General features: G+C 37.5%; 32 protein-coding genes and 1 tRNA gene. 24 read left to right on the top strand and 9 right to left on the bottom strand.

All coding sequences use genetic code 11. The features are described 5' to 3' along the window. Positions 1-88 precede the first annotated feature (88 nt). From gdhA to IGI71_RS12185, 3 genes are all read left to right on the top strand, one after another. Positions 89-1,438 (top strand): NADP-specific glutamate dehydrogenase, encoded by a 1,350-nt coding sequence (gdhA, locus tag IGI71_RS12195; protein ID WP_010749697.1) that lies wholly within the window; start codon positions 89-91, stop codon positions 1,436-1,438. Between the two features lie 102 nt (positions 1,439-1,540). Further along, entirely contained in the window at positions 1,541-2,887 is a 1,347-nt protein-coding gene (locus IGI71_RS12190) for a glucose-6-phosphate isomerase (protein ID WP_005229134.1), read from the top strand. A gap of 361 nt (positions 2,888-3,248) precedes the next feature. Next, positions 3,249-3,458, top strand: coding sequence for a hypothetical protein (locus tag IGI71_RS12185; protein WP_231435078.1), 210 nt, complete (start codon positions 3,249-3,251; stop codon positions 3,456-3,458). Between the two features lie 61 nt (positions 3,459-3,519). Here the strand turns inward: IGI71_RS12185 and IGI71_RS12180 are convergent, their stop codons facing one another. From IGI71_RS12180 to IGI71_RS12165, 4 genes are all read right to left on the bottom strand, one after another. Further along, positions 3,520-5,322 carry a glycerophosphoryl diester phosphodiesterase membrane domain-containing protein gene (locus tag IGI71_RS12180; protein ID WP_231435077.1) on the bottom strand — a complete coding sequence of 601 codons (1,803 nt, stop codon included), beginning with the start codon at positions 5,320-5,322 and terminating at the stop codon, positions 3,520-3,522. Positions 5,323-5,494: 172 nt separating this feature from the next. Continuing rightward, positions 5,495-6,094, bottom strand: a complete 600-nt coding sequence (locus IGI71_RS12175) for a TVP38/TMEM64 family protein (protein WP_005229140.1) — start codon at positions 6,092-6,094, stop codon at positions 5,495-5,497. 188 nt (positions 6,095-6,282) lie between these two features. After that, positions 6,283-6,753 carry a threonine/serine exporter family protein gene (locus IGI71_RS12170; protein WP_016608602.1) on the bottom strand — a complete coding sequence of 157 codons (471 nt, stop codon included), beginning with the start codon at positions 6,751-6,753 and terminating at the stop codon, positions 6,283-6,285. Next, on the bottom strand, positions 6,750-7,508 hold the full coding sequence (locus IGI71_RS12165) for a threonine/serine exporter family protein (RefSeq protein ID WP_010749694.1): 759 nt from the start codon (positions 7,506-7,508) through the stop codon (positions 6,750-6,752). The genes IGI71_RS12170 and IGI71_RS12165 overlap by 4 nt, the downstream gene beginning before the upstream one ends. A gap of 278 nt (positions 7,509-7,786) precedes the next feature. Between IGI71_RS12165 and IGI71_RS12160 the strand changes: the two genes are divergently transcribed. Next, complete coding sequence (locus IGI71_RS12160) at positions 7,787-8,353, top strand: TetR/AcrR family transcriptional regulator (protein WP_010749693.1); 567 nt, start codon at positions 7,787-7,789, stop codon at positions 8,351-8,353. 84 nt (positions 8,354-8,437) lie between these two features. After that, positions 8,438-8,525: transfer RNA gene (locus tag IGI71_RS12155), tRNA-Ser, on the top strand. A 142-nt stretch (positions 8,526-8,667) separates the two neighbouring features. Here the strand turns inward: IGI71_RS12155 and IGI71_RS12150 are convergent. The 4 genes from IGI71_RS12150 to IGI71_RS12135 all read right to left on the bottom strand — a co-directional run bounded on the left by IGI71_RS12150 (position 8,668) and on the right by IGI71_RS12135 (position 11,637). Then, positions 8,668-9,801: a tyrosine-type recombinase/integrase gene (locus IGI71_RS12150; RefSeq protein ID WP_154694574.1), complete on the bottom strand. Its 1,134-nt coding sequence runs from the start codon at positions 9,799-9,801 to the stop codon at positions 8,668-8,670. Positions 9,802-9,910: 109 nt separating this feature from the next. Continuing rightward, positions 9,911-10,621 (bottom strand): Ltp family lipoprotein, encoded by a 711-nt coding sequence (locus IGI71_RS12145; RefSeq protein ID WP_154694573.1) that lies wholly within the window; start codon positions 10,619-10,621, stop codon positions 9,911-9,913. A gap of 93 nt (positions 10,622-10,714) precedes the next feature. Then, positions 10,715-11,191 (bottom strand): ImmA/IrrE family metallo-endopeptidase, encoded by a 477-nt coding sequence (locus tag IGI71_RS12140; protein ID WP_413135703.1) that lies wholly within the window; start codon positions 11,189-11,191, stop codon positions 10,715-10,717. A gap of 8 nt (positions 11,192-11,199) precedes the next feature. Continuing rightward, positions 11,200-11,637, bottom strand: coding sequence for a helix-turn-helix domain-containing protein (locus IGI71_RS12135; RefSeq protein ID WP_413135702.1), 438 nt, complete (start codon positions 11,635-11,637; stop codon positions 11,200-11,202). Positions 11,638-11,786: 149 nt separating this feature from the next. On the opposite strand from IGI71_RS12135, the gene IGI71_RS12130 reads away from it, so the two are divergent. The 13 genes from IGI71_RS12130 (at position 11,787) to IGI71_RS12070 (ending at position 16,917) form a co-directional block, all read left to right on the top strand. Next, on the top strand, positions 11,787-12,050 hold the full coding sequence (locus tag IGI71_RS12130) for a helix-turn-helix transcriptional regulator (RefSeq protein ID WP_142964690.1): 264 nt from the start codon (positions 11,787-11,789) through the stop codon (positions 12,048-12,050). Positions 12,051-12,065: 15 nt separating this feature from the next. Next, positions 12,066-12,392 carry a DUF771 domain-containing protein gene (locus IGI71_RS12125; protein ID WP_041120560.1) on the top strand — a complete coding sequence of 109 codons (327 nt, stop codon included), beginning with the start codon at positions 12,066-12,068 and terminating at the stop codon, positions 12,390-12,392. A 13-nt stretch (positions 12,393-12,405) separates the two neighbouring features. Next, complete coding sequence (locus IGI71_RS12120; RefSeq protein WP_179190645.1) at positions 12,406-12,543, top strand: hypothetical protein; 138 nt, start codon at positions 12,406-12,408, stop codon at positions 12,541-12,543. 4 nt (positions 12,544-12,547) lie between these two features. Continuing rightward, entirely contained in the window at positions 12,548-12,802 is a 255-nt protein-coding gene (locus tag IGI71_RS12115) for a hypothetical protein (RefSeq protein ID WP_430615759.1), read from the top strand. Then, positions 12,795-13,088, top strand: coding sequence for a hypothetical protein (locus tag IGI71_RS12110; protein ID WP_413135700.1), 294 nt, complete (start codon positions 12,795-12,797; stop codon positions 13,086-13,088). Before IGI71_RS12115 ends, IGI71_RS12110 begins: the two co-directional genes overlap by 8 nt. 408 nt (positions 13,089-13,496) lie before the next feature. Then, on the top strand, positions 13,497-14,321 hold the full coding sequence (locus IGI71_RS12105; RefSeq protein ID WP_228074165.1) for a rolling circle replication-associated protein: 825 nt from the start codon (positions 13,497-13,499) through the stop codon (positions 14,319-14,321). Between the two features lie 14 nt (positions 14,322-14,335). Beyond that, positions 14,336-14,743 (top strand): hypothetical protein, encoded by a 408-nt coding sequence (locus IGI71_RS12100; RefSeq protein WP_430615756.1) that lies wholly within the window; start codon positions 14,336-14,338, stop codon positions 14,741-14,743. After that, positions 14,718-15,218 carry a Holliday junction resolvase RecU gene (locus IGI71_RS12095; RefSeq protein WP_413135697.1) on the top strand — a complete coding sequence of 167 codons (501 nt, stop codon included), beginning with the start codon at positions 14,718-14,720 and terminating at the stop codon, positions 15,216-15,218. The genes IGI71_RS12100 and IGI71_RS12095 overlap by 26 nt, the downstream gene beginning before the upstream one ends. Positions 15,219-15,222: 4 nt before the next feature. Continuing rightward, entirely contained in the window at positions 15,223-15,525 is a 303-nt protein-coding gene (locus IGI71_RS12090; RefSeq protein ID WP_413135696.1) for a hypothetical protein, read from the top strand. Continuing rightward, positions 15,485-15,865, top strand: a complete 381-nt coding sequence (locus tag IGI71_RS12085; protein ID WP_413135695.1) for a hypothetical protein — start codon at positions 15,485-15,487, stop codon at positions 15,863-15,865. Before IGI71_RS12090 ends, IGI71_RS12085 begins: the two co-directional genes overlap by 41 nt. 23 nt (positions 15,866-15,888) lie before the next feature. After that, positions 15,889-16,191 (top strand): MazG-like family protein, encoded by a 303-nt coding sequence (locus IGI71_RS12080; protein ID WP_413135694.1) that lies wholly within the window; start codon positions 15,889-15,891, stop codon positions 16,189-16,191. Between the two features lie 40 nt (positions 16,192-16,231). Then, positions 16,232-16,594 carry a hypothetical protein gene (locus tag IGI71_RS12075; RefSeq protein ID WP_430615755.1) on the top strand — a complete coding sequence of 121 codons (363 nt, stop codon included), beginning with the start codon at positions 16,232-16,234 and terminating at the stop codon, positions 16,592-16,594. A gap of 35 nt (positions 16,595-16,629) precedes the next feature. Beyond that, positions 16,630-16,917: a hypothetical protein gene (locus tag IGI71_RS12070; protein WP_242691847.1), complete on the top strand. Its 288-nt coding sequence runs from the start codon at positions 16,630-16,632 to the stop codon at positions 16,915-16,917. 366 nt (positions 16,918-17,283) lie between these two features. On the opposite strand, the gene IGI71_RS12065 is transcribed toward IGI71_RS12070, so the two are convergent. After that, positions 17,284-18,108 (bottom strand): Abi-alpha family protein, encoded by an 825-nt coding sequence (locus tag IGI71_RS12065; protein ID WP_413135692.1) that lies wholly within the window; start codon positions 18,106-18,108, stop codon positions 17,284-17,286. Positions 18,109-18,433: 325 nt separating this feature from the next. Between IGI71_RS12065 and IGI71_RS12060 the strand changes: the two genes are divergently transcribed. The 6 genes from IGI71_RS12060 (at position 18,434) to IGI71_RS12035 (ending at position 22,346) form a co-directional block, all read left to right on the top strand. After that, on the top strand, positions 18,434-18,622 hold the full coding sequence (locus IGI71_RS12060; protein WP_413135721.1) for a hypothetical protein: 189 nt from the start codon (positions 18,434-18,436) through the stop codon (positions 18,620-18,622). A 165-nt stretch (positions 18,623-18,787) separates the two neighbouring features. Further along, positions 18,788-19,276 (top strand): hypothetical protein, encoded by a 489-nt coding sequence (locus IGI71_RS12055; RefSeq protein WP_413135691.1) that lies wholly within the window; start codon positions 18,788-18,790, stop codon positions 19,274-19,276. A gap of 210 nt (positions 19,277-19,486) precedes the next feature. Then, positions 19,487-19,834 carry a hypothetical protein gene (locus IGI71_RS12050; protein ID WP_142964702.1) on the top strand — a complete coding sequence of 116 codons (348 nt, stop codon included), beginning with the start codon at positions 19,487-19,489 and terminating at the stop codon, positions 19,832-19,834. A gap of 33 nt (positions 19,835-19,867) precedes the next feature. Next, positions 19,868-20,200: an HNH endonuclease gene (locus IGI71_RS12045; protein WP_413135690.1), complete on the top strand. Its 333-nt coding sequence runs from the start codon at positions 19,868-19,870 to the stop codon at positions 20,198-20,200. A 150-nt stretch (positions 20,201-20,350) separates the two neighbouring features. Beyond that, complete coding sequence (locus IGI71_RS12040) at positions 20,351-21,592, top strand: hypothetical protein (protein ID WP_430615753.1); 1,242 nt, start codon at positions 20,351-20,353, stop codon at positions 21,590-21,592. Beyond that, on the top strand, positions 21,585-22,346 hold the full coding sequence (locus IGI71_RS12035) for a hypothetical protein (protein ID WP_413135688.1): 762 nt from the start codon (positions 21,585-21,587) through the stop codon (positions 22,344-22,346). Before IGI71_RS12040 ends, IGI71_RS12035 begins: the two co-directional genes overlap by 8 nt. Positions 22,347-22,389: the final 43 nt, after the last annotated feature.

The raw sequence follows: 22,389 nt of genomic DNA, 5'->3' as shown, positions 1-22,389 counted from the left end.
ATAAAAAATTCTGACAATTCTAAAAAAAAGCGTGCAATTTCAGAAAATTTCTTTAAAATAGAAAATATCTTAAAGGAGGTAATGCACTATGACCAAAGCTTCAGCTTACGTGAAAGAAATTCAAGCGAAGATTCATGAGAAAGACCAACACCAACCGGAATTTCTTCAAGCAATTGATGAATTTTTGCCTACGATCGTTCCCTTTTTAGAGGAGCATCCAGAATATATTGAATCAAATATCCTTGCACTCTTAACTGAACCAGAACGTTTTATCCAATTCAGAGTCCCGTGGCAAGATGATCAAGGCAACTGGCAAGTAAACCGTGGCTATCGGATTCAATTCAACTCGGCAATGGGGCCTTACAAAGGCGGCTTGCGTTTTCACCCAAGTGTAAACTTGAGTATCTTGAAGTTTTTGGCGTTTGAGCAAATCTTCAAAAACAGCTTGACAGGTCTGCCGATCGGCGGCGGCAAAGGCGGAAGTGATTTTGATCCAAAAGGCAAATCCGATGCCGAAGTGATGCGTTTTTGCCAAAGCTTTATGACGGAGCTGTCAAAACATATCGGACCTGACTTAGATGTTCCTGCTGGCGACATTGGTGTCGGAGGCCGAGAAATCGGCTATTTGTTTGGTGCCTACAAACGATTGAAACAATACGATGCTGGTATTTTAACTGGTAAGCCATTAGACTTCTGGGGCAGTAAAAACCGCACAGAAGCAACGGGTTATGGCGCCGTGTATTTCGTTAAGCATTTATTGACAGACCTAGGTGAAACCTTTGCAGGCAAAAAAGCGATCGTTTCTGGAAGCGGCAATGTTGCGATCTATGCAATTGAGAAATTGCAAGAATTAGGTGCGATCCCTGTCACGTGTTCTGATTCCTCTGGTTTTATCTATGACAAAGACGGCATTGATCTGGCCTTGTTAAAAGAGATCAAAGAAGTGAAGCGTGAACGGTTGACGGCTTACGCCAAGGAACGTCCATCAGCCGAATATCATGAAGGGGCATCTGTCTGGGATTTTGATACACCAGCGGAATTAGCCTTTCCTTGCGCGACCCAAAACGAGATTGATCTCTCACAAGCCAAACGTGCAAAAGCCAATGGTGTCCGGGTCGTTTCTGAAGGCGCGAATATGCCTAGCTCATTAGAAGCAGCAGAATATTTTATTGAAGAAGGAATTTTCTACTGCCCAGGAAAAGCAGCCAATGCTGGCGGCGTAGCCGTTTCTGCGTTAGAAATGAGTCAAAACTCCCAACGACTGCAATGGGAAAAAGCTGAAGTCGATGCCAAATTGGACGATATCATGAAGTCGATCTATGAAGCATGCCGTGATACTGCTGAAACCTTCGATCAAAAAAATAATTTTATGTTAGGTGCGAACGTCGCAGGCTTTGAAAAAGTTGCTAAAGCAATGTTTGCTCAAGGACTTGTCTAAAATCACCCAACAGGCTACCTATCAGGAATTACTTGAAAAAAGTTGAAAAAAAACGTAAAGTAGGTAGTGTATGAAAAACTATTTTTTCAAGGAGGACAAATCATGTCACACATCAAGTTTGACTATTCGAAAGTAGCACCATTCGTGAACGAATACGAATTGAGCTACATGCAAAGTCAAGTTACAGCAGCAGACAAACAATTACGCGAAGGAACAGGTGCTGGTAGCGACTTTTTAGGTTGGATCGACCTTCCTAAAAACTATGACAAAGATGAATTTGCGCGTATCAAAAAAGCGGCTGAAAAAATTCAATCTGATTCTGAAGTATTAGTCGTGATCGGGATCGGCGGATCTTATTTAGGAGCGAAAGCAGCGATTGATTTCTTAAATCACTCTTTCTTTAACTTGCTACCAAATGAAGAACGCAAAGCACCACAAATCTTTTTTGCAGGTAATTCGATTTCTTCAACATACTTAGCAGATTTGATCGAAATCATCGGTGACCGTGACTTCTCTGTGAATGTGATCTCAAAATCAGGAACAACTACTGAGCCAGCGATCGCTTTTCGTGTTTTCAAAGAACGTTTGATTGAAAAATACGGCAAAGAAGAAGCCAACAAACGGATCTACGCAACAACGGATAAAGCGAAAGGTGCAGTAAAAGTTGAAGCAGATGCTGAAAACTGGGAAACCTTTGTGATTCCAGATGACGTCGGCGGCCGTTTCTCTGTATTGACTGCTGTTGGTTTATTACCAATAGCTGCCAGCGGAGCGGATATCGATGCCTTGATGCAAGGGGCTGCAGATGCTAGCGATGCTTACGCAAGTGACGACCTTGAAAAAAATGAAGCGTATCAATATGCAGCAATGCGTAACATCCTTTATCGTAAAGGCAAAGTAACCGAATTGCTGATCAACTACGAACCAGGCATGCAATACTTCTCAGAATGGTGGAAACAATTATTCGGCGAGTCTGAAGGAAAAGACCAAAAAGGGATCTATCCTTCAAGTGCAAACTTCTCAACAGATTTGCATTCTCTTGGGCAATACATCCAAGAAGGCCGTCGCAATATCTTTGAAACAGTTGTTAAAGTTGAAAAACCACGCAAATCAATTGCGATCCCTACACAAGAAGCAGATCTTGATGGTCTTGGCTACTTAGAAGGAAAAGAAGTTGATTTTGTTAATACGAAAGCCTTTGAAGGAACATTACTTGCACATACAGATGGGGATGTACCAAATCTGTTAGTAAAAATTCCTACAATGGATGCATACACGTTAGGTTACACCATGTACTTCTTTGAGATCGCTGTGGGTATCTCTGGCTACTTAAATGGCGTGAACCCATTTGACCAACCAGGGGTTGAAGCGTACAAGAAAAACATGTTCGCCTTACTTGGCAAACCAGGTTTTGAAGATCTTGCAAAAGAATTGAACGAACGTCTATAATTCGATAAAGAAACGCCTTGAGCCAGTCTGATTGGCTCAAGGCGTTGTTTTATTTTCGTATTTGTTGTGTTACTAGTTCGTTGGGCCAATAAATCAGCGGTCTTCTTTTAATCCCCAAAGCAACGCAGCAGACAATAGTCCAAAGATACAGGTTTGAATAATTGGCATTTGGCTCATCTCCTTTTGATTTCCTTTAGTATAAAATGCTTTTTAAGAAGTGGCACGAACAAACCAGTGTGTTTCAACGAACGAAACTGTCATTTCTTGGTGACAAATGCGTGATGAATTGAAATAAAACGTTTTCAATTTGATGCTTTTTTGTTATTATATCTTTAAGAAAGAAAACGGTTGAGGTGAGGATATGGAGAATATTACGATCGGTGAAAAATATGTCTGCCAACCTGTCGGGGCCAGCAAGCCTCTGATTGGTGTGGTGGAAAAACTATACGTAAATACGGCGTTGATCGTCGTTTCAAGTTATGAAGAAGAAGATCAAGTACAAGTAGAAGCTTGTAATCGTCGGATGATCGTCAGTTTCAATAAAATTTGTACGCAAACGAACGTTGCCTAACCAACTAGCAAAAAATGCTGCTCAACGGAACACCGTGAGCAGCATTTTTCTTCGTGTGAGATCAGCCAACGCCGATCACAAAATTCAATAGTTTGTCTGAATAAGTCATATCTTCTTCCGTCACACTCAACTCTTCATTTAAGATCTCCATCTGGTCAGTAATGATCCCGTCCACCCCGTAAAAACGCATCCGGCTGATAGTATCCGCATCATTCGGGGTCCAAACGAACACTTCCTTGCCATCGGTTCGGGCAGAAGCGATGAAGTTGCGGTTGATCGTACTGTATTCCATCGTCAGAAAATCAGCACTGGTCAGTGGTGGCCCCACGACATTGAAGGGCATGATGTAACCTGAAATCAATTGAGGCGCCTGAGCCTTTAATTCCTCAACAACTGTATAGGAGAGACTTTGCATAATATGACCATTTGCAAGGAGGTCCTCTTGATATCTTGCTAAAAAGGCATTTACAAGTTCCGCGGTATCTTTTCGCTGCGTTTTGATCTCCACCAGCAGTTTTTGGTCCAATTGGTTGGCAAGTGCCAAGTACTCATCAAAGGTTGGAATACGCGCTGTCTGATTGTTTTCCGAAACTGTCAGTGATTCGGCGTAACTCAAAGGCAATTGCTCTGGTTTGCCATGACCACCTGTCAACGGACGGTAAGAAAAATCATGATAAACAATAAAATGACCATCACTGGTTTGCTGGACGTCCATTTCAACATAATCCGGTTGGTACTTCTCGCTAGTAAAGCGTAGTGCTTCAAGAGAATTTTGGACCCCTTGTCCGTCGCTGACCCCTCGATGGGAGATCGTTACCGGATGGATCGAAGCAGCTGAAGTCAGATAGTTCATATTATATAGACTAACACCGACACCGAAAAGCACCGTTACCAAGGTAAACAACGAACTTTTTAGACCTAAGAAGTGACGCTGGTTCAATGGTTCTTGGTGGAACCATGAAGGAATCTCTGGTAAAAAGCCTTCATCATCCATGAAATCAACGATGATGTAAAAAATGGCTACCGTCGATAAAATGACATTCAGTAACAAGATAAACTGCAAGAAAGTCATAATAAAAACAGCACTATACAACGCATAGTTCGGTGTAATAACTTCAATCACCGCCTGAATGGTAATCAGCAAAGTGAAGCCCAGTGTCGAAATCAACAAGATGCTGCCACCGATAAAGACAAATTGTCCAACGATGGCAAAAAAACGGCGTTTTGTTACTTGGAGGCTTTCTTTGATCGCTTTTCGAAAGGGCAGATCACGTAATATCATTTCTGGCAAGGCAAAGATCACGCGAATCCCCAAGTAAATCAACAAAACATAAACCAACAGCACTGCCCCGATGATCAAGACACGGTTGGCAAAAATGAAATCCATGATAAATGCGGGAATTTTGATTTTTGCGAGTAAATCAGAATTAAAACTCAACCCACCGATCGGTAAAATCAGTAAGAAGTAAAACAGGAAAAATAAAAAGGTCATCGGCCGTAATTTACGCAACTGCAAAACAGTCATCCGTAACAATTGCCGCAAGCTGATCGGCTGTTTCTTTTTAATAAAATAGACACTTAGCAGCAAAAAAGTAAACTCAAAAAAGACGGCTAATAAAATCAAAAGTAAAATCAGTGTTAATGAGAGCAGCACGACTGGGTGGTCGGTAAAGATACTGCCAATATTATCAAAAGAAAGGTAAGGCAAGCCCCCACGTTTTAAGACGAACTTGGTGGAAGCCGATAAGATTGGGATCACTAAGAACAACAAAGCACCGTGCATCAGTAACACATCACGGAAGTAGGCATTGCTGTCTTTCAAAAAATCCCAAGTGTTGACTAAGCTGTTTTTTAAATAATTCATTGTCGTCATCCTAACAAAAGTAAGTATTTTGGTTCCTATTTATTCTAAAAAGGCGGAAAAAAAGAGTCGAACAGTTTCAGAAGCACATTCGCCACAGGTATAGATCCCTGTATGAAAAGCAGCTCCTTCATGTTCGGCTCAATGAATTGATCGTTTTTCTTACCTATTTTTCTTATCCGCCTAACAAACCAGTTAAGAATGTTCCACCATAAATCAAAGCCATGCTGTACAAGAAAATTGAAGCAGGTTTTGCCAACAAAATAATCAGCGTAAATTTCTTCACTGTCATGTTGGTCAAGCCAGCCATTAGACAAAGGGCATCATCTGGGGCGACTGGTAGAAAGATTGCAAGGGCGAAAAGTTTTTCAAATCGGCTTTGGTTATCTAACCAGCCAATATATTTATCGTAAGTTTTGTCACTGATCATACTTAAAATGAATGGTTTACCGTATCGTCGGCCTAGCAGGAAAATAATGACAGAACCAATACTGATTCCTACATAGTTATAAACGAATCCTAGATAAGGACCGAAAATCAACACACCTGCAGCGCTGGAGACACCACCGGGAATGATCGGGATCACTACTTGCAAGATCTGCAAAAGGATAAAGACGATTGGTCCTAAGATAACGGAATTTCCAACTAGACCTCGCAGTGCATTAATGTCTTTGAAAACACCTAGATTGATAAAATAGATCGTTAATGCGATAGATAAACCTAAGCCAATAATAGAAATCGTATTAATGATACGACGAGAAGTTGCTATGCTCACAGGACTTCATCTCCTTTATGTTTCATAATCCCACTATACGGGGTGAGACCAGAAAAATCCAGTAAAACAAATGACAAACGTCAAACAGTTTTGTAAGGTATGCCTTTATTATAAAAGAAGTCCGAAAAGAAAACATTGTACTAAAGTCTGAAATAAGAAAAATTTATAGTTTCTGCGCACCAATAGTTTCAGGAGATTTTTTTATCTGAGGGATGTTTTTTCGTTCGCTTCATTTGCCAACGATTAACGATCTTTTCAACCACACTCGTCATCATGAAGCCTCCAGCGATCGCCCCAGCGGTGATGACAACGATCATCAGATTTTCAAAGCCGACAAAGTTGTCGCCCAAAGCGAATTCTCGAACGGCTTTGTAGGCAGGACCACCCGGTACGAGAGGAACGAGGCTAGGAATGTTAAAAATGATCATGGGCATTTTTTTTCTGCGGGAAAAAAAGATGCTGACGCAACCGACGGCAAATGCGGCTAAGAAGTTGGCGCTGCCTAGACCGTAGCCAATCGTTTTCAATGACCAATAGATCATCCAGCCAACCGTTCCAGCGATGCCTGTTGCAACTAAGGCTCTTTTAGGAATATTGGTCAAGATACCAAAGGTCACGGTGCTTAAAAAGCTAAAGGAAAGGTGAATAAAAATCGTCATGAGATCCCTCCAAATAAGGTGAAGACCGTGGCGATGCCAACACCGATCGCGGCAGCTGTGAAAATAGCTTCAGTTCCCCGAGCAGTCCCACTGATGAGATGGCCTGCCAAAATATCCCGAAAGGAATTGGTGATCGCTACACCAGGAACTAAGGGCATGACGGCACCGATAATCAAATTATCGACGTTTTGTGCGACATGAAGAGAGACCGCTAGAAGAGACAAAGTACCGATCAGTAAAGAGGCGCAAAACATATCCAAAAAGCGGATATCGATGACTTTTTTGACCCAATAGGCGCATAAAAATCCCAGACAGCCAATGACAAACGTTGCTAGAAAATCAAACCAAGCACCGCCGAAAATAATCATTAAAGTACTGCTGACCACGCCCGCACTAAACACCTGCAGCCAATAAGGAAAACTTGGTGTCGTTGGATTGACCTTTTTTAATGCCTCGTGCAGTTCCACTAACGAGATTTTTTTTTCAGCATAGGCACGGGACAATCCGTTGACGGCAACAATTTTTTCGAGATTGATGACTCGATCATGAACATTTTCTACTTGTGCATAGTGGCTACTGCGTAAGCCCATAAAAAGTCCAGTTGCTGTTACATAACTAATGCTGCCTTGCTCCCCGGCATTTGCTGCAATTCGATTCATTGTATCTTCCACTCGATAGACTTCCGAGCCGTTTTCCATCATGATTTTTCCTGCCAACAAACAGGTCTCCAATAATAGCTCTTTTGATTCAGCCATTTCCAAACTCCTTTTTCAATCGAATTTGCGCACTACATTCTTAGTGTACAATTTCAGCGAGTTTTCAACAAGGAAGAAAAGTAGATTTGAAAAATAACTAGCAGCCAATGCGTAGGATTTTTTGTGATAAATGAAAGGAGAAGCACTTCTTTTAATTAGTAAACATTCGTTTTTAATGAACAAAGTGAATAGAAATAAGATAACGGATGGAGTGTTTTATTTTAAAAAAATGAATATCTCGGTTACAATTAAATAAATATAAAAAGGGGGATTTATTGATGCGAAGGAAGGTCTATACAAGAGAACACATTTTGAAGGCCGCTTATGAACTGATCAATAGAGAAGGTTTTGGCAATTTTACGGCCCGGAATATCGCTAAGCACATGGGAATTTCTACTCAACCGATTTATCTTGAGTTCGAAAATATGCAGGACTTAAAAAATACCTTGGTGGAGGCTGTTTTCAAAGATTTATCGGAAAATGTTTTTCCAGTTGTTCGAACAGGAGACAAACTTGTTGATTTAGGCCTGAATTATATACGCTTCGCTCAAGAGCAGCACAATCTCTACATCGCCCTTTTTATCGACGACTATGGCGGGGGGAAATTGATGCATGATTTTTCATCGACCTATTTCAAATCCTTGATCAAATCAGAAGAAAAATATGCGGATCTTTCAGAAGATGCGGTAAATGCACTACATAATGGCGCATGGATCGTTGTGACTGGTTTGGCTTCCTTAATGTCGGCGGGTATCATCACACCCACCGATGACCAGATCATCAAAATCATCAACGAGACCATTGAAGGCGTAATCGAAAAGAAAGATAGCTACATCTTCGATTAAAGAACAAAAAATCTGCATCCCATTACTTATTGGGTGCAGATTTTTCTTGACATTTTTAATAAAACTAGCGAAAATAACTGTTATGGAGAGTTGGCAGAGTGGTAATGCAGCGGACTCGAAATCCGCCGACCCGGTTCATCCCGGCGCGCAGGTTCAAATCCTGTACTCTCCTTATGAAGAAACCAGAAGAACCCCTGATTATATAAGGAATGCTTATATATCAAGGGTTCTTGTGTTTTTTAATATATAAGAAAGTGGAAGAAAACTAGAGAAAATAAGATTATTTTGCACCGATTTTGCACGAGATTAAGGATTCATGCAAATAGCTCACCCATTGTCGTGCTAACGATTTGAGATTCTTTTTGTTCCATTTCATCAAGAATATGCTGATAAATACCTAATGTCGTTTCAATTTTTTTATGGCCCAAACGTCTGGAAACGTATTTTAGATTAACACCTTGATAGATAAGTATTGATGCATGTGTATGTCGAAGGCCATGAAAGTTTATAGGTTGATCTATTCCAATTTTCTTTTGATGTTTCTTCAACGTTTTGTTTACTGCAGAGTTTGATATTAACTCCATATCGTCATTTAAAAAAACTAGATTTTTCTCATTCTTTAGTATTCTGCCAAAGTAATATTCACGTTGATGTTTCTTTAATTGTTTCAGAAGATCAAGAGTGAAGTCGTCAACAGTAATAAGGCGCATTGATTGGTAATTCTTAGTATTTGAAAAGTCTTGTTTGTATACATAGTCCCATGTCTTCTCAACCCTAACAGTTTTATCTTCAAAATCTATACAGTTCCAAGTCAATCCAAGTATTTCCGCATATCGCATTCCTGTAGCAATACCTAAAAGAATCATATATCTGGATACGTATGTTGGTTTGATACCATCAATTAAAGAATTTGTGAGTTTTTTGGTTTCATTGTAGCTTAGGAATTTATCTCTATCTGATTTATCTGAAACACCACCACGAGATGAAACCTTATAAGTAGGGTCCTTGAAAATAATTCCTTCTTGCAGTGCATCTTGTATCGCTGCTTTCATATAGATGTGAATTTTTGAAACAGTGGAGGTTCGTCGCGTTTTAGCGAATTCATTCAACTTCTGTTGGTATATTTTCCTATTCAAATCTTTAAGTTTTATTCCTTTGAAATTTGCTTCCGCAAATTTTATAGACTTTTCTATATCGGCATCATTTGCTTTAGAAAACTTTCCTTTTCTATAAACTTCATACCATTCTCGAAAATAAACAGAAAACTCCTGGTCAGAATCAGAAATTCTAAATCCTTCAGTTAGTTTCTTTTCAATAGCAGCAGCAGCTAGATGCGCTTCTTTTTTTGTTGCAAATTTTCCTTTTGTTTTTGTTTTATATTTACCATCAGTATCTTTATAAGAGACACGATACTGCCATCCGTTTTCTTTCTTTTGAATACTAGCCATATTGATTCAACTCCTTAGTTTTGCTACAATAGGCATGACTAAATAAGCCTTACGTTTATTTGTGTCCAGCACGTCCTCGACCGCCAAGAAGAGGGACGTGTTTTTCTTATTAATCTAAATTATTAACAGCGTAATCAGCTTCTTCTTGTGTAAACTGACCTCCGTGTTCAGAAACTAATTGATCTCTAATACCTTCAGGAGACATTGACATGCTTTCTTGATAACTTTTCGCTTGTTCCAATGCATTAGCATTCCAATCAGCTTTAATGTTATCAATAGCGTATTGTGCCTCTTCAGCAGTAAACTGACCGCCATTTTCAGAAATTAGTTGATCATAAATTCCTTGTTTAGACATATGCATTGAATCAGAATAAGATTCAGCTTGTTCCAATGCGTTAGCATTCCAATCAGCTTGGATATTATCAATTGCATATTGGGCAGCATCAGGTTGAAATTGACCACCATACTCGGACACTAGCTGATCATAAATTCCTTGTTTGGACATGTGCATTGTATCTGAATATGATTTCGCTTGATTCAGTGCAGATTTAAATTCGCTAGAAACATTATCTTCTGGCTTAGACTCTTTTTCAACAACAGTAGATGAACTTTCTTCTTTAATTGATGAATCCGTCGACTTATCTGCGACAGAAGAGCTGTTTGAAGGTTTTTCGGCAGCAGAATCATTATTACCACCAGATAAACCGTTACCCACTATTGCTATAAAGATAATAGCTAATACCCAAAACCAAACCCTTTTGTAAAATGGTTTCTTAACCTTGTACATTTTACCATCTTCGCCTCTAACTCTTTTTGCCATTTTTCTTTCCTCATTTCTTTGATATAATATATTTGTACAGTCTCAGAAATGAGTAGATCTTTTGGGAGCGGGAACTTCCAAAAGATTTTTTGTTTATCCAAAAATTTTAATAGGTTCCACGAATATAAACTCATTGTCGAATGTAAATTTATAGTTGCGATGAAAATGGTATTTACCGTATTTATTGAAGTAGTGAATGAGGGTATCTTCAAAAAAATCGGGAGTTACGTTCAAGTGTTCGCTGCATTCATAAATGTTGTTACATCCATTCAAAGCACAGTCTAAGAGATCATCAAGTGTGATCAGAATTTCAATACCATATCTTCTAGCTTTCCATTCTTCTTTCCAAGCCTCGGGATCTTTATAATTAAGAATATTTCCAATAGTTCTTTTATGGTGACCAAATTCTTCAGCCAAAACAACCTTCTTTTTTCTACTTGATTTATTTTTATCTAAGTATATCCGATTGTTTCTATAAAGACCTGTATATCCAGTGTCCTGTTCTAAAGGTAATTCTATAACTGGAATTTCAGTCGTAACCTTGTTTAAAAGATTTTCAAAATCATCCATCTGCAACCCTACTTATCATCAAATTTTTTATCTGCCTCATCTAAATATAGATTTAGATCTTCAAATTCTTTTTTAGATAACTTCATATTAGGATCGTCAGAGTGAGCTGCGATTGTGAATAATTCTTTCTTCTGTTCTTTGAGTTCATTTTGAGCAAAATCATATACTCTTTTTTGGCGATCCATATTCAACTGGCTGTAAATAGAATCTATTGAAGACTTGCTTTCTTTGTAAGTAGTGTCAATATCACTTTTCATAATCCCAAAATAATCAGCGATTTTTTGAATAACTCCATGAGATGGATTAGAGCGCAAATTCATATAGTCACTCATAGTTGATGGAGAAATCCCAATTTCTTTAGCTAACTGTTTTTGGGTTATATTATTTTTTCTAATAAAACTTTTTATATTTGCTGCAATAATGATATTCCTTTGTTTATCATCCATGTTCTCACCTCTTTATATTTCATATTATACGAAAAAATCGAATCAAAGTAAATATATAAGTACGAAAATTACGAATTTATTTGTTGACAATACGAAAAAATCGTATTATATTTGACTCATCAAATACAGAACTATGAGGAGGAAGTTGGATGAAGACCCTAAAAGAGTTGCGAGTGATGCATAGTTTGACTCAGGAAGAGCTAGCTGAACTTTTTGATGTTACTTCAAGAACTATTCAAAATATGGAAAAAGACTCTTCAAAAATAAAAGATAGTTTGCTTAGGAAATATATTGATGCTTTCGGTGTCAAGTATGATGAAATTTTTTTAGGTAACGAATACGAAAATTTCGTACATGAGCAAGATAAAAAGAAATCAATCATTTTGACCTTCAAAAGCAAACAAAGAAATTAGGGAGGGAGAAACACTATGTCTCAAACCATTGAAATCAATACACCGATTCAAATCTTAATACCTTCACATTTAAAAGTTGTGGAGATTGAAGAATATGAATCATTAAAGAAAAAAGATTTGATGGGTCAAACATGGACAATGGATGATCTTAAGGAACGGCTGCAAACTACTGACGAAGATTGGATAAAGGAAAAAATTCTTTATCCAAACAGAGAAATACTAGATGTCAGAAACGGCGGTTTTGTTCGTTACTCAAAAGGCAAAGGGAATCCTTGGAAATTCAATGCTTTAGAAATGGCGAAGTATTTGCAAGAAAACTGGGCAAATATCATGTCAGATTGAAAGGAGGGATTTTGTGAATAAAAAATGGTTAGCTACGCTCCATGACAATCCATTGTATAAAGCACGTCAATTACAAGGGATTGCTTATGCCAGCTTATTGTTAAACGGTATTTTGTTAGCTATTTGTTTCCTATTAATGATTGGAGGGTAACTAGATGTTCAAAGAAAGAGAAATTATTTTCACAACTAATCGAATGTATGTTAAGCCATACACTCAAAAAATTAAGTCGATTATCTGGTATAAATTTGAATCGACATGCGAAGTAGAGGATCGTTCATTTGATAGCGATGAGACACCTACGATTGCTTTTTATTTCGTTATTTCAGATGATCAGTTTCAAAAGTTACAAATGGCCATTCCAAAATTGCTACCGGATTTAGTAAGTAAAGGAGGAATTCAATATGAATAATGACAAGTTAGCCCTAACGTTAGCCGATAAGTTGATGGCAAAAGTCAGCAGTTTGCTAGATGCAGAAGTTCGAACAATTACTGCCGATTTACAGGATACTCAAAAGGACATTGAAGCAAAACGCACGATTTCAATAAAGGTTGGAATCAAAGTCACTAGTGATCATCGAGGAATTACCATCGATGCAGAATCAAATCATGGACTACCGAAACGAGAATTGGAACCAGTTGTTTATCCAATTGATGTCAATAATTCTGGACAGATAAATTTGTTCGAAGATGAGTGAAAGCTGCAGGTGATGTAGATGTTATCAAAGGCGATCGATTACTTGGAAAAAATGCCTGCAATTGTGATGCAGGTTCGTATGAGGAAACGTGGAGAGAATTATGTATACAGTATTGAAGCGAAAACTGAGCGAGGGAGAGTAGAGACGTTTCAGCTGCGTGGAAGGACTCTCTATCACCATATTTTTCATCTGGGAAAACCAACCGAGGAAAAGGTTCTTTTTCAGTTTTCAGAACAATAAAAAAAGCCGCCAAATTTGGCGACTTCTGAGAATGGTATTTCTTATCTCCGACAAGATAAGTATACCATCCTCAGACTATTTTTGCAAAAAACGCTGCTATTTCGGCGTTTTATCGTCCTTGTATTAGATACTAACTTAACGGACGTAGAAAATTCTGGGGTGTTTGTCATGAAGAAATCATTTGTTAGAGAACGCAGAGTGGAAGCAGGACCATATAAAGAAATCCGACTTTACAGTAGGACGATCGAGCAGGAACGAAAATGCAGAGAACCCCGAGGTAGGAGAAAAAAAGTTACTGGCTTATCTCAAGCAAGATGGAATCAAGCCCAAAGTAAAAGAAAGGCCGCATTGTTCCTATATGCAAACTTTGGAGAGAAAGATTACTATGCCACGTTCACTTATTCCGATCAGTTTCTACCTGAAAAGCCTTCTGATGCCAAGCGTGATCAAGAAAACACTTTGAAAAAACTAAAAAGACTCTATGAGAAAGAAGGGGTCGAACTCAAGTACATGTGGTTTACCTCTTATCAATACGATGAGGAAGTAGGCTATATCACTCGAATCCATCACCATATTGTTTTAAACAATGGACCATCAAGGGATGCAATCGAGAGTGTTTGGTCTAAAGGACGAGGAAAGAAGAAACAGCCTCTTGGTCGAAGACAAGTGCAAAACATTCAATACGATTCAGATGGGATGCAAGGCTTGGTCAATTATTTAACAGGTCAAGAGAAATGGGAAAATCGCCAGTGGAAGAAAGGTCAAAAGCGATGGTCCAAGAGTCGAAACCTCAAAGAGCCACACGAAACAACCAACGATGATTATTGGTCATTTAGAAAACTAAATAAATTAGGTATGTCCAACGATGATGGAGCAGAGGAAATTCTTAAGAGGTTTCCTCAATACCGAATTTTAGGAGATATATTGAAAATTTACGATGAGGATCGTGGATGGTATTTCAAAATCGAACTGTTCAGAAATGATGATGGATAGAGAAAGAGGTAGAAATGGAAAGTAAACAAACGTATCTGGTCGCCTGCTTTGATAAATCAGATTGTACCGACATGATGCAGGAAGTCTTTTTGATGTTAAACATTGATGATCAAAACAAAGGGAAATTTTCTCCATGTATTAAAACATTGGAAATCAAATCAGAAGAAAAGGAAATCCGATTTCTTCAAAATCAGCAAATTTGCGATGCTGCATCAATCAATTTAAATGATTATTCAGCATACACAGGAATAGTTAAGAGTGATCGGTATTCACAATTCGTTTGTTTTGAAGATAAAGCACATTATGAGCGCATTTACCGAAGAATATTAGATACATTTGGGCAAAACGACAAAGAAGGATTTATTACTGAACTAATGAAGAAAGTAGGTAGAAACGATGTCTTCAAGAAAATACCAAAATAGAGTCAACAATGATTTGGGCGATATCTTTGAAAAAATGATTGATCAAGGATGTTGGTATTACAGAACAAAAGAAATAGCTTTAATTGAAAAAACACCTGAACCGTTTCGTGTGAAGCAGATACTCGGCGATGGCAGAATGATCGTTTATCCGATTGGGAAAGCTCAACCAGATTACAAAGGAACTCTATGGGATGGACGTGCCATTGTTTTTGAAGCAAAGATGACCACAACGGATCGATTAAAAAAATCAGTGATCACACAAAATCAGGCGGCCTTGTTGGATCTCCATAAAAAATTAGGAGCGATGGCAGGTGTTTGTTGCATGATCAAAAAGACCGTTGGGTTTATCCCATGGAGTGATTGGCAGAACATGAAAGCAAAATATGGACGACAGTACATTCTTGAAGAAGAGTTGGAAGAATATCAGGTTGCTACGCCGGGCTACATCGATTTTCTGAATAAAACGAATTGGTGATCCTATGGATGAAAGAATAACCAGTTTCAAAGTAGCACGTGTCGAATTCACCATGTTTTGCGAGATACGAGGATGGACGGTTGAGTATTTTTCTAACAATCCCAAGAATTACCGTCAATACTATGCAAGATGTTACGTTCCGGAGAAGGCAGATACCTATCATTTTATTATTACACTTGCAGGGAAGTACTATCGCCTTCTCGGAAATAAGAAGTGGGAACCTTATGAATATGTGTATAAGCCAGCAGATGCAGGAGATGATCAACATGAAACAGAACCAACAGGCGATGAAGCAGAAAGAACATGAAAAAAAGAAGCGTCACAGAGAACGTGCTTTAAAACTACAACGATTACTTTATCTATCTAACCTTGATGATCGAGAGATTAATCCATTAATTGAGGACGAGCGAGAAGCATTACGTGTTGAACTCTGGAGAGGTGAGCAATCCCATTTGCGAATTGTAGAGGTTCTTTACAAAGGCGAAGTGATTTTCACAGGTACTCGGAAAGACGTATGTCGGAAGTGTAAAAAAGCAAATCGAACGATGAGCGATTTATTACGTTATGGTCATGAAGATAAACAAGGAAGGACTTACCGCTATAAGGATTGGAGTGGAACCATTGACGATGGGGTTGATTACGATTAATCAAAATAATTGGAGGGAAATTCATGAATGAGTTAGTTGAATTAGTAGAACAATGGTCAAAAGAAAAAGGATTGGATAAAGCAGATTCTAGCAAACAAATGTTGAAAGTTGTCGAAGAAACTGGTGAAGTTGCAGCTGCATTAGCAAGAAACGATCGAGATTCACTAAGAGATGGTATTGGCGATGTAGTAGTAACCTTGATCATCTTGGCAATGCAAAATGATATGGACTTGTATGAATGTTTGAATTTTACTTATGACGAAATCAAAGGACGGACTGGAAAGATGGTCAATGGTGTTTTCGTTAAGTCCAGTGACCTGAAATAATTCCAGAATCGGAAGATATTACCAACTAGGAGGACAGAGAATGATTGATGCAAACCAAATACAAAAACAAAAAGATGAAATGTTCAGGCTTGAAGCTCAAGTAATCCCATTTCTTAATCAGTTTGAAGTTTTGGAATGTTCAGCCAGCGGAGAAGAATTAGAGTATGTTCTAATTCCTGAAACAGCAGAAAACGTTCAGAAGCTAAATGAATTTCTTTGCTTTATGAATCATTGGGCTATAGTACCAGAACACTATGCCCCAGCAATGCGTGAATTCTTGGAATATTGTCGTATGGAAAATGCAGGCACTTTGGATTTAGCTTATCTTGTATACAACTATCTAAACATCAACACAGATTGGCTATGGTTTGGCACGGCTGAAAGAAAATGGTTAGTCAACTAACGACAGAAATAGCAAACTAGAAAGGAAGATAAAAAATGAGATTTTTTGAAATTAATAACCCGTATTTTGCAATTGTAGCAGCTGAAAATGAAGAAAAATGTATTGGATTTTATGAAGAAGTAGTGTGTGACGTAGAAGATAAAGAAGATTTTATGGCTAGTATGAAGGAACTTGAAAAGCCAGATGCGGTCACAAAAGTTGCGAATACAGTGAGTGAAGAAACAGGGGAGCCAGTCGGTAGTGAAGAGGCAGAGGTGCAAGTTTTTGATTGTATTAATGACAATGAACCGACATTATTGGCAGTTGACGGATCGCTGGTTTAGTCAGTTATCCACCAAAATTGTGGAAATAAAAAAACTACCCTAAAAGAGTAGCAACAGAATCATAAATTATTTTTTTTGGAATCGGAAATTCCGTGTTTAACTGCCAATCTGATGATTCCATAAAGCATAAATCCTATAAAAATATACCAAATAAAAGCTAAAAAAGTTCCCAAAGCAATACCTCCTTTTAGGTATTGTAACATATTTTATATTTTACCAAGTCAGTTATTCGACGAAATAAAAAACTACATTCTAGTATCCGGAATGTAGTTTCAGACATATCTCATTATAAATAGTTAAAGGATTGTTTTACGAGGAGCTTTAATATTGCTAAAGCGATACGCCCTTTTATTAAAACTGTTTCAGCTAATTTTTAAGGCAAAGGTCCATAAGTTTCTTTCCAAGCGGAGTAAATCTAACGTATCTTTCTTTTAGTACGATTTTTGGTTCATCTTTAGAAAAACTGTCTCCGAAATTTTGAAAGTTTCTTGCTATTAAATGAAAATGTTCAGTTTGTTTAATTTTTTCCGCTTGAGAAAGACCAGGAGCATGTGATTCATTAAAATAAAAGGCGTCTTCAATAATGCCTGATCTTCCAAGCAAAGAAATAGTTAGTTTATCTATTTCTTCAACCTTATTACTCCAAATCAAATAAGTATCATTTATTGGCATTTCAAAAGCAGAATTATCGGTAAGCAAATCCATTGGGGAAAAACTTTCATAATTAGAAAGTTTTATCTCGAAAAGTGGTAAAACATTGTGCTCCAGTGAAAAAATACTTTTACAAAGAGCAGCTTCATCAATAGATAAGTTCTTCAATATATCAGAGAATGCAGGGGGGATTTCAGTGTTAAACCTACTATCCATTGTTTTTACAATTAGTCGAGCAAACATTTCTCTTAAATCATCACTAGATAGCTGATATTGAGAATCTTCTATAGTTTTAAGAGTAAGTCCTAATTTTGAATTGTCTCTGTATTGATCAGGAGTTTGATTAAAATATTTATTAGCGTCTTTTTCTAATTTTTTTAATTCCGCTTTTCGAACGATTTGATACTCGATCGGTTTAGAGAATACTTTATTAAACAAAGCATTTGCAACTTGTGCAAGAGGTAAATTATTTATAGATTCAGCATCAACATTAATACTGATAAGATTAAATGAATTATCATTTGCACCTATCTTAACCATTATTATCACACCTTTTTTAATGGATTATATCACAAAATATTTTATTTAATGATTTTATAGTCAGCGATAAATAAATGGAGGGATAAGGTAACTATGGAAAAATGTAAAGCATGTTCCGACTATTTCAAATGGGATGATGAAGTAATAGAAGTGGATGATTAATATTATCACAAAGACTGCGTAACTCTCTATCCAACAGGATATGTTGCTTTTTTAGATGATGACTGCCTCGGAGAAACTGACAATGCAGATGGAACTACGGCATATAGTATTTTGGAAGAAGGTCAATATATAGATGACGAAGATTAAGAACAGGAATAAGAAAATGAATGATAGTCTATCCATCATCATAATACTGCTGACGATCGCAGGTCTAAGTTGGCTATCCTATACAATTGTGGATCAACAGAAGCAGATTGAACAACTTCAAGAGCAACTGCAGTATGAGCAGCTGAAGTACAAGATTATTATAAATGATCCGCTAGTGCGAGATGCGATGGAAAGTGGAGGATGATTATGACAGTTGCAGTTTTAGGTTTCACAGGATTCGTAATGATAATGGTCGTTGCAGTAATTGTTGGAAAAAAGATGGACGAGAGGGAAGGTAAATAAAAAAAGCCACTTCCTTTTTGGAAAGTGACCAACGCAAGATTATTTTACCATAAAAGGAGTGGCGTTTGTGAGGTTTCAATGGCTTAAAAATTATCAAGATTTAGAAGAGCAGATCCTCTTCATGAAATGGAATCTTAACAAAAGTAAGTTGGAATTAGAACGGTGGGTCAGTGGTGATTTAGCAAACGTCCGTCTTGAAAAAAACTCAAGGTCAGCTTCTTTAGAAGAGAATATTCAAGTAATTGAAGAAGAGATTGAATTACTAGAAGAACAACTAAATGAAATGGTTCTATTGATAAAATCGTTTAAGGGATTAGACAATCAAATAATGTATTTGAAATATGTTGAAGGAATGACTTTAGAAAAAATTGCCGAAAATCTTAACTACAGTACATCACATATTCAAAAGAAACATACTGAATTAAGAAAAGCAATTGATTTTGTTGATGAGTATATTTTAAACAAAAATAAGTTTAAGATGAAGATATCATTGCAAGATCATCGAGAAAAGTTGCACAAAAGTTGCACTACTAATTCTAGTTTTAAACTTGATTAATATAGAATATATTAATAGCGTAGAAGAAACGAGAGATGGTCTATGGCTACTCACATAATCATAAACCGAATGGAGGAAAGCTCCTTATCGCAAAACTTCTTTGAATAAATAGAAAGGCAGCACATTATTTTGAAACGAGGTGAATCACTTCAAATCAAAATTCGCTAGTGCTGTCTTTTTATATTTAATTAAATTAAAGGAGGAAATCACTTGAAAGAGTTTAGCAAAGTGAATGTGTTAGGAACGCAGTATACAATTTACAAAGATACAACAGAACTCGATAAACCTTTCATTAGTGGAGCTGATGGGATCACTGACTTCACTACTAAAGAAATATTCATTGCTACCATTGATGATGGTGATCCTAATAACATGCAGGCTATGGAGCATTATGAAAAGAGAACCATAAGACATGAGATTATTCATGCAATCTTGTTTGAATCGGGTTTAGATCACAACAGCAAATGGGGAAGAGATGAAGAATTAGTAGATTGGCTTGCAATTCAATTCCCTAAGTTGTTAGCTGCATTTAAATCTATAAACATTGAAATGTTTTAGTACCCCACCACCTAAAGAAAGGACCCTTATACAATGGCTTTAAGAGCGGACAGACAAGGATCCCACCGGGTAGCATTTGAGAAGAACAAAAAGGTATTGCTTAAAACCCACAACACTTGTGGCATTTGCGGTAAGCCTATTGATAAAACACTAAAGGCACCGCATCCTTTGAGTCCAGTAGTGGATCACATTGTACCAATCAATAAAGGTGGTCATCCATCAAGCATCGAAAACTTACAACTGGCTCATTGGACATGCAACCGACAGAAGTCTGACAAGTTATATTCAATTAAAGATGAGGCACCGAAAGTTGTGGGAAACAGAAACCTTCCACAAAGCGCTGATTGGGCTTCTTATGGCGGTTGAATAATTTAGATACAATCATATCAAAAAGAAATACAAAACTGATACGAGCGAAAAGAGAAGGGGGGATGGGTACCCCTCCGCCTTGGCGGCCGAGCTTCACGCCGTCACTGTACATTTTTTCTCGCGCGACTTTTCGAAAGGAGTGAAATAATGGAAATTTATGGCATTGATTACCTAAGAAACAAGCTAGCTACACATAAAATTCGTGTTGATTTAAGGTATAGACAATACGATATGAAAAAAAATGAATCAAGCTTTGGCATCACAATTCCACCTGAAATAAGAAAAAGATATCGATCAGTTTTAGGATGGTGTGCCAAAGGAGTAGATTCTTTGGCTGATCGTTTAGTTTTTCGTGAATTTGAACATGATGACTTTGAGGTAAACGAAATTTTTGAAGCAAATAACCCGGATGTTTTTTTTGATAGCTTGGTTTTGTCATCTTTGATTGCTTCTTGTTCTTTCGTCTATATTTCAAAGGGTGAAGGTGAAATACCTAGATTGCAAATAATTGAAGCAAGCAATGCAACGGGGATTATTGATCCAATTACAGGACTTCTAACGGAAGGGTATGCAGTTCTCGAAAGAGATAAAGATGGAAATCCATCTATTGAAGCATATTTTCTACCTGGTATAACTCATTACTATTATGCTGATGAAAATATACCGGATGAACCTATCGAACATAGTTTTGATTATCCATTATTAGTGCCGGTAATTCATCGGCCAGATGCAGTTCGGCCATTTGGTCGTTCTCGTATTACACGATCAGGTATGTATTACCAGTCATACGCAAAACGTACATTAGAACGTGCAGATATCACCGCAGAATTTTACTCATTTCCGCAAAAATATGTTTTAGGAACAGATCAAGATTCAGAACCATTGGATACTTGGAAGGCAACCATTTCAGCGATGCTCGAATTTACAGTTGGAGAAGGTGGTAATGCTCCAACAGTGGGACAGTTCACGACTTCTAGTATGACTCCATTTACAGAACAATTAAAAACTGCAGCTGCTGGATTCGCTGGTGAAACAGGACTTACATTGGATGACTTGGGATTTGTTTCCGATAATCCCTCATCGGTTGAAGCGATTCGGGCAAGTCATGAAAATTTAAGGCTAGCTGGACGTAAAGCACAACGATCGTTAGGATCTGGAATATTGAACGTAGCATTTATTGCTGCTTGTTTACGTGATGACTACCCGTATTTTAGATATCAGTTTGCAAAAACAATTCCTAAGTGGGAACCATTATTTGAAGCTGATGCCAATTCATTAACATTAATTGGAGATGGTGCGATTAAATTGAATCAAGCGATTCCAGGATATATCAATAGTGAAACAATCAGAGATTTAACTGGAATAAAAGGTGGCGATAGGAATGGATAACGACATTGTTCCCGCATTACTTGAAAAAATTAAAAATGAATTTAGTGAGCAGACAATCAATAGTCAGAAGTTGAAGTCTGCTTTTTCTTTGCTCAAAAATCGTAAGGCCACATACAAAAATGTAAATGAGTTTGCTATTGAAATTGGAGAAATATTAGCAAATGTATTAGGCAGCAATATCAGCATTGACATTCTTCCTGACGGGAAAATGTATTTTAATATTGCTGATCGGTTGCTTAATGAAACGCTGAAAAATAATTACGATTTGATTTCAAATTTTGCTGTTGATGTTCAAGAGCAGTTAAACAAAGAAGCTGCAATTAAAATTAAAGGACAGAAATCTGACTTCAACCAAGACAGGGTGAATGGCCTTGTAAACAAGATATCAGCAGCAGAAGATTTCGATACTGTTAAGTGGGTATTAGGAGAACCGATCGTAAATTTTAGTCAAAGTGTTGTTGATGATGTTATTAAAGCAAATGTAGATTTTCATGCGAAATCTGGGTTAAGGCCAAGAGTCAACAGAACCTTAGTCGGACATGCTTGTGATTGGTGTAAAAGTTTAGCTGGCTCATTTGATTATTATGATTTACCAGATGATATTTATCGAAGGCATGAAAGGTGTAAATGTATAGTTGAATATAAACCGGGTGATGGTCGAAAACAAAATGTATGGTCAAAAGCTTGGACTGATCCACAAAAGGAACAGAAAATTCAAGCTAGAAAAAATATAAATTTGAGAAAGGAGGCGTAATCCAATATCTCCCAGCGACAGGGTTATCATGCATGATCGAGAT

Source organism: Enterococcus sp. DIV1279b (genome assembly GCF_050531515.1).
GTDB classification, from domain to species: Bacteria; Bacillota; Bacilli; order Lactobacillales; family Enterococcaceae; genus Enterococcus_D; species Enterococcus_D casseliflavus.
The sequence above is the reverse complement of the archived record's forward strand: the minus strand, read 5'-3'. Positions and strand labels throughout refer to the sequence as shown.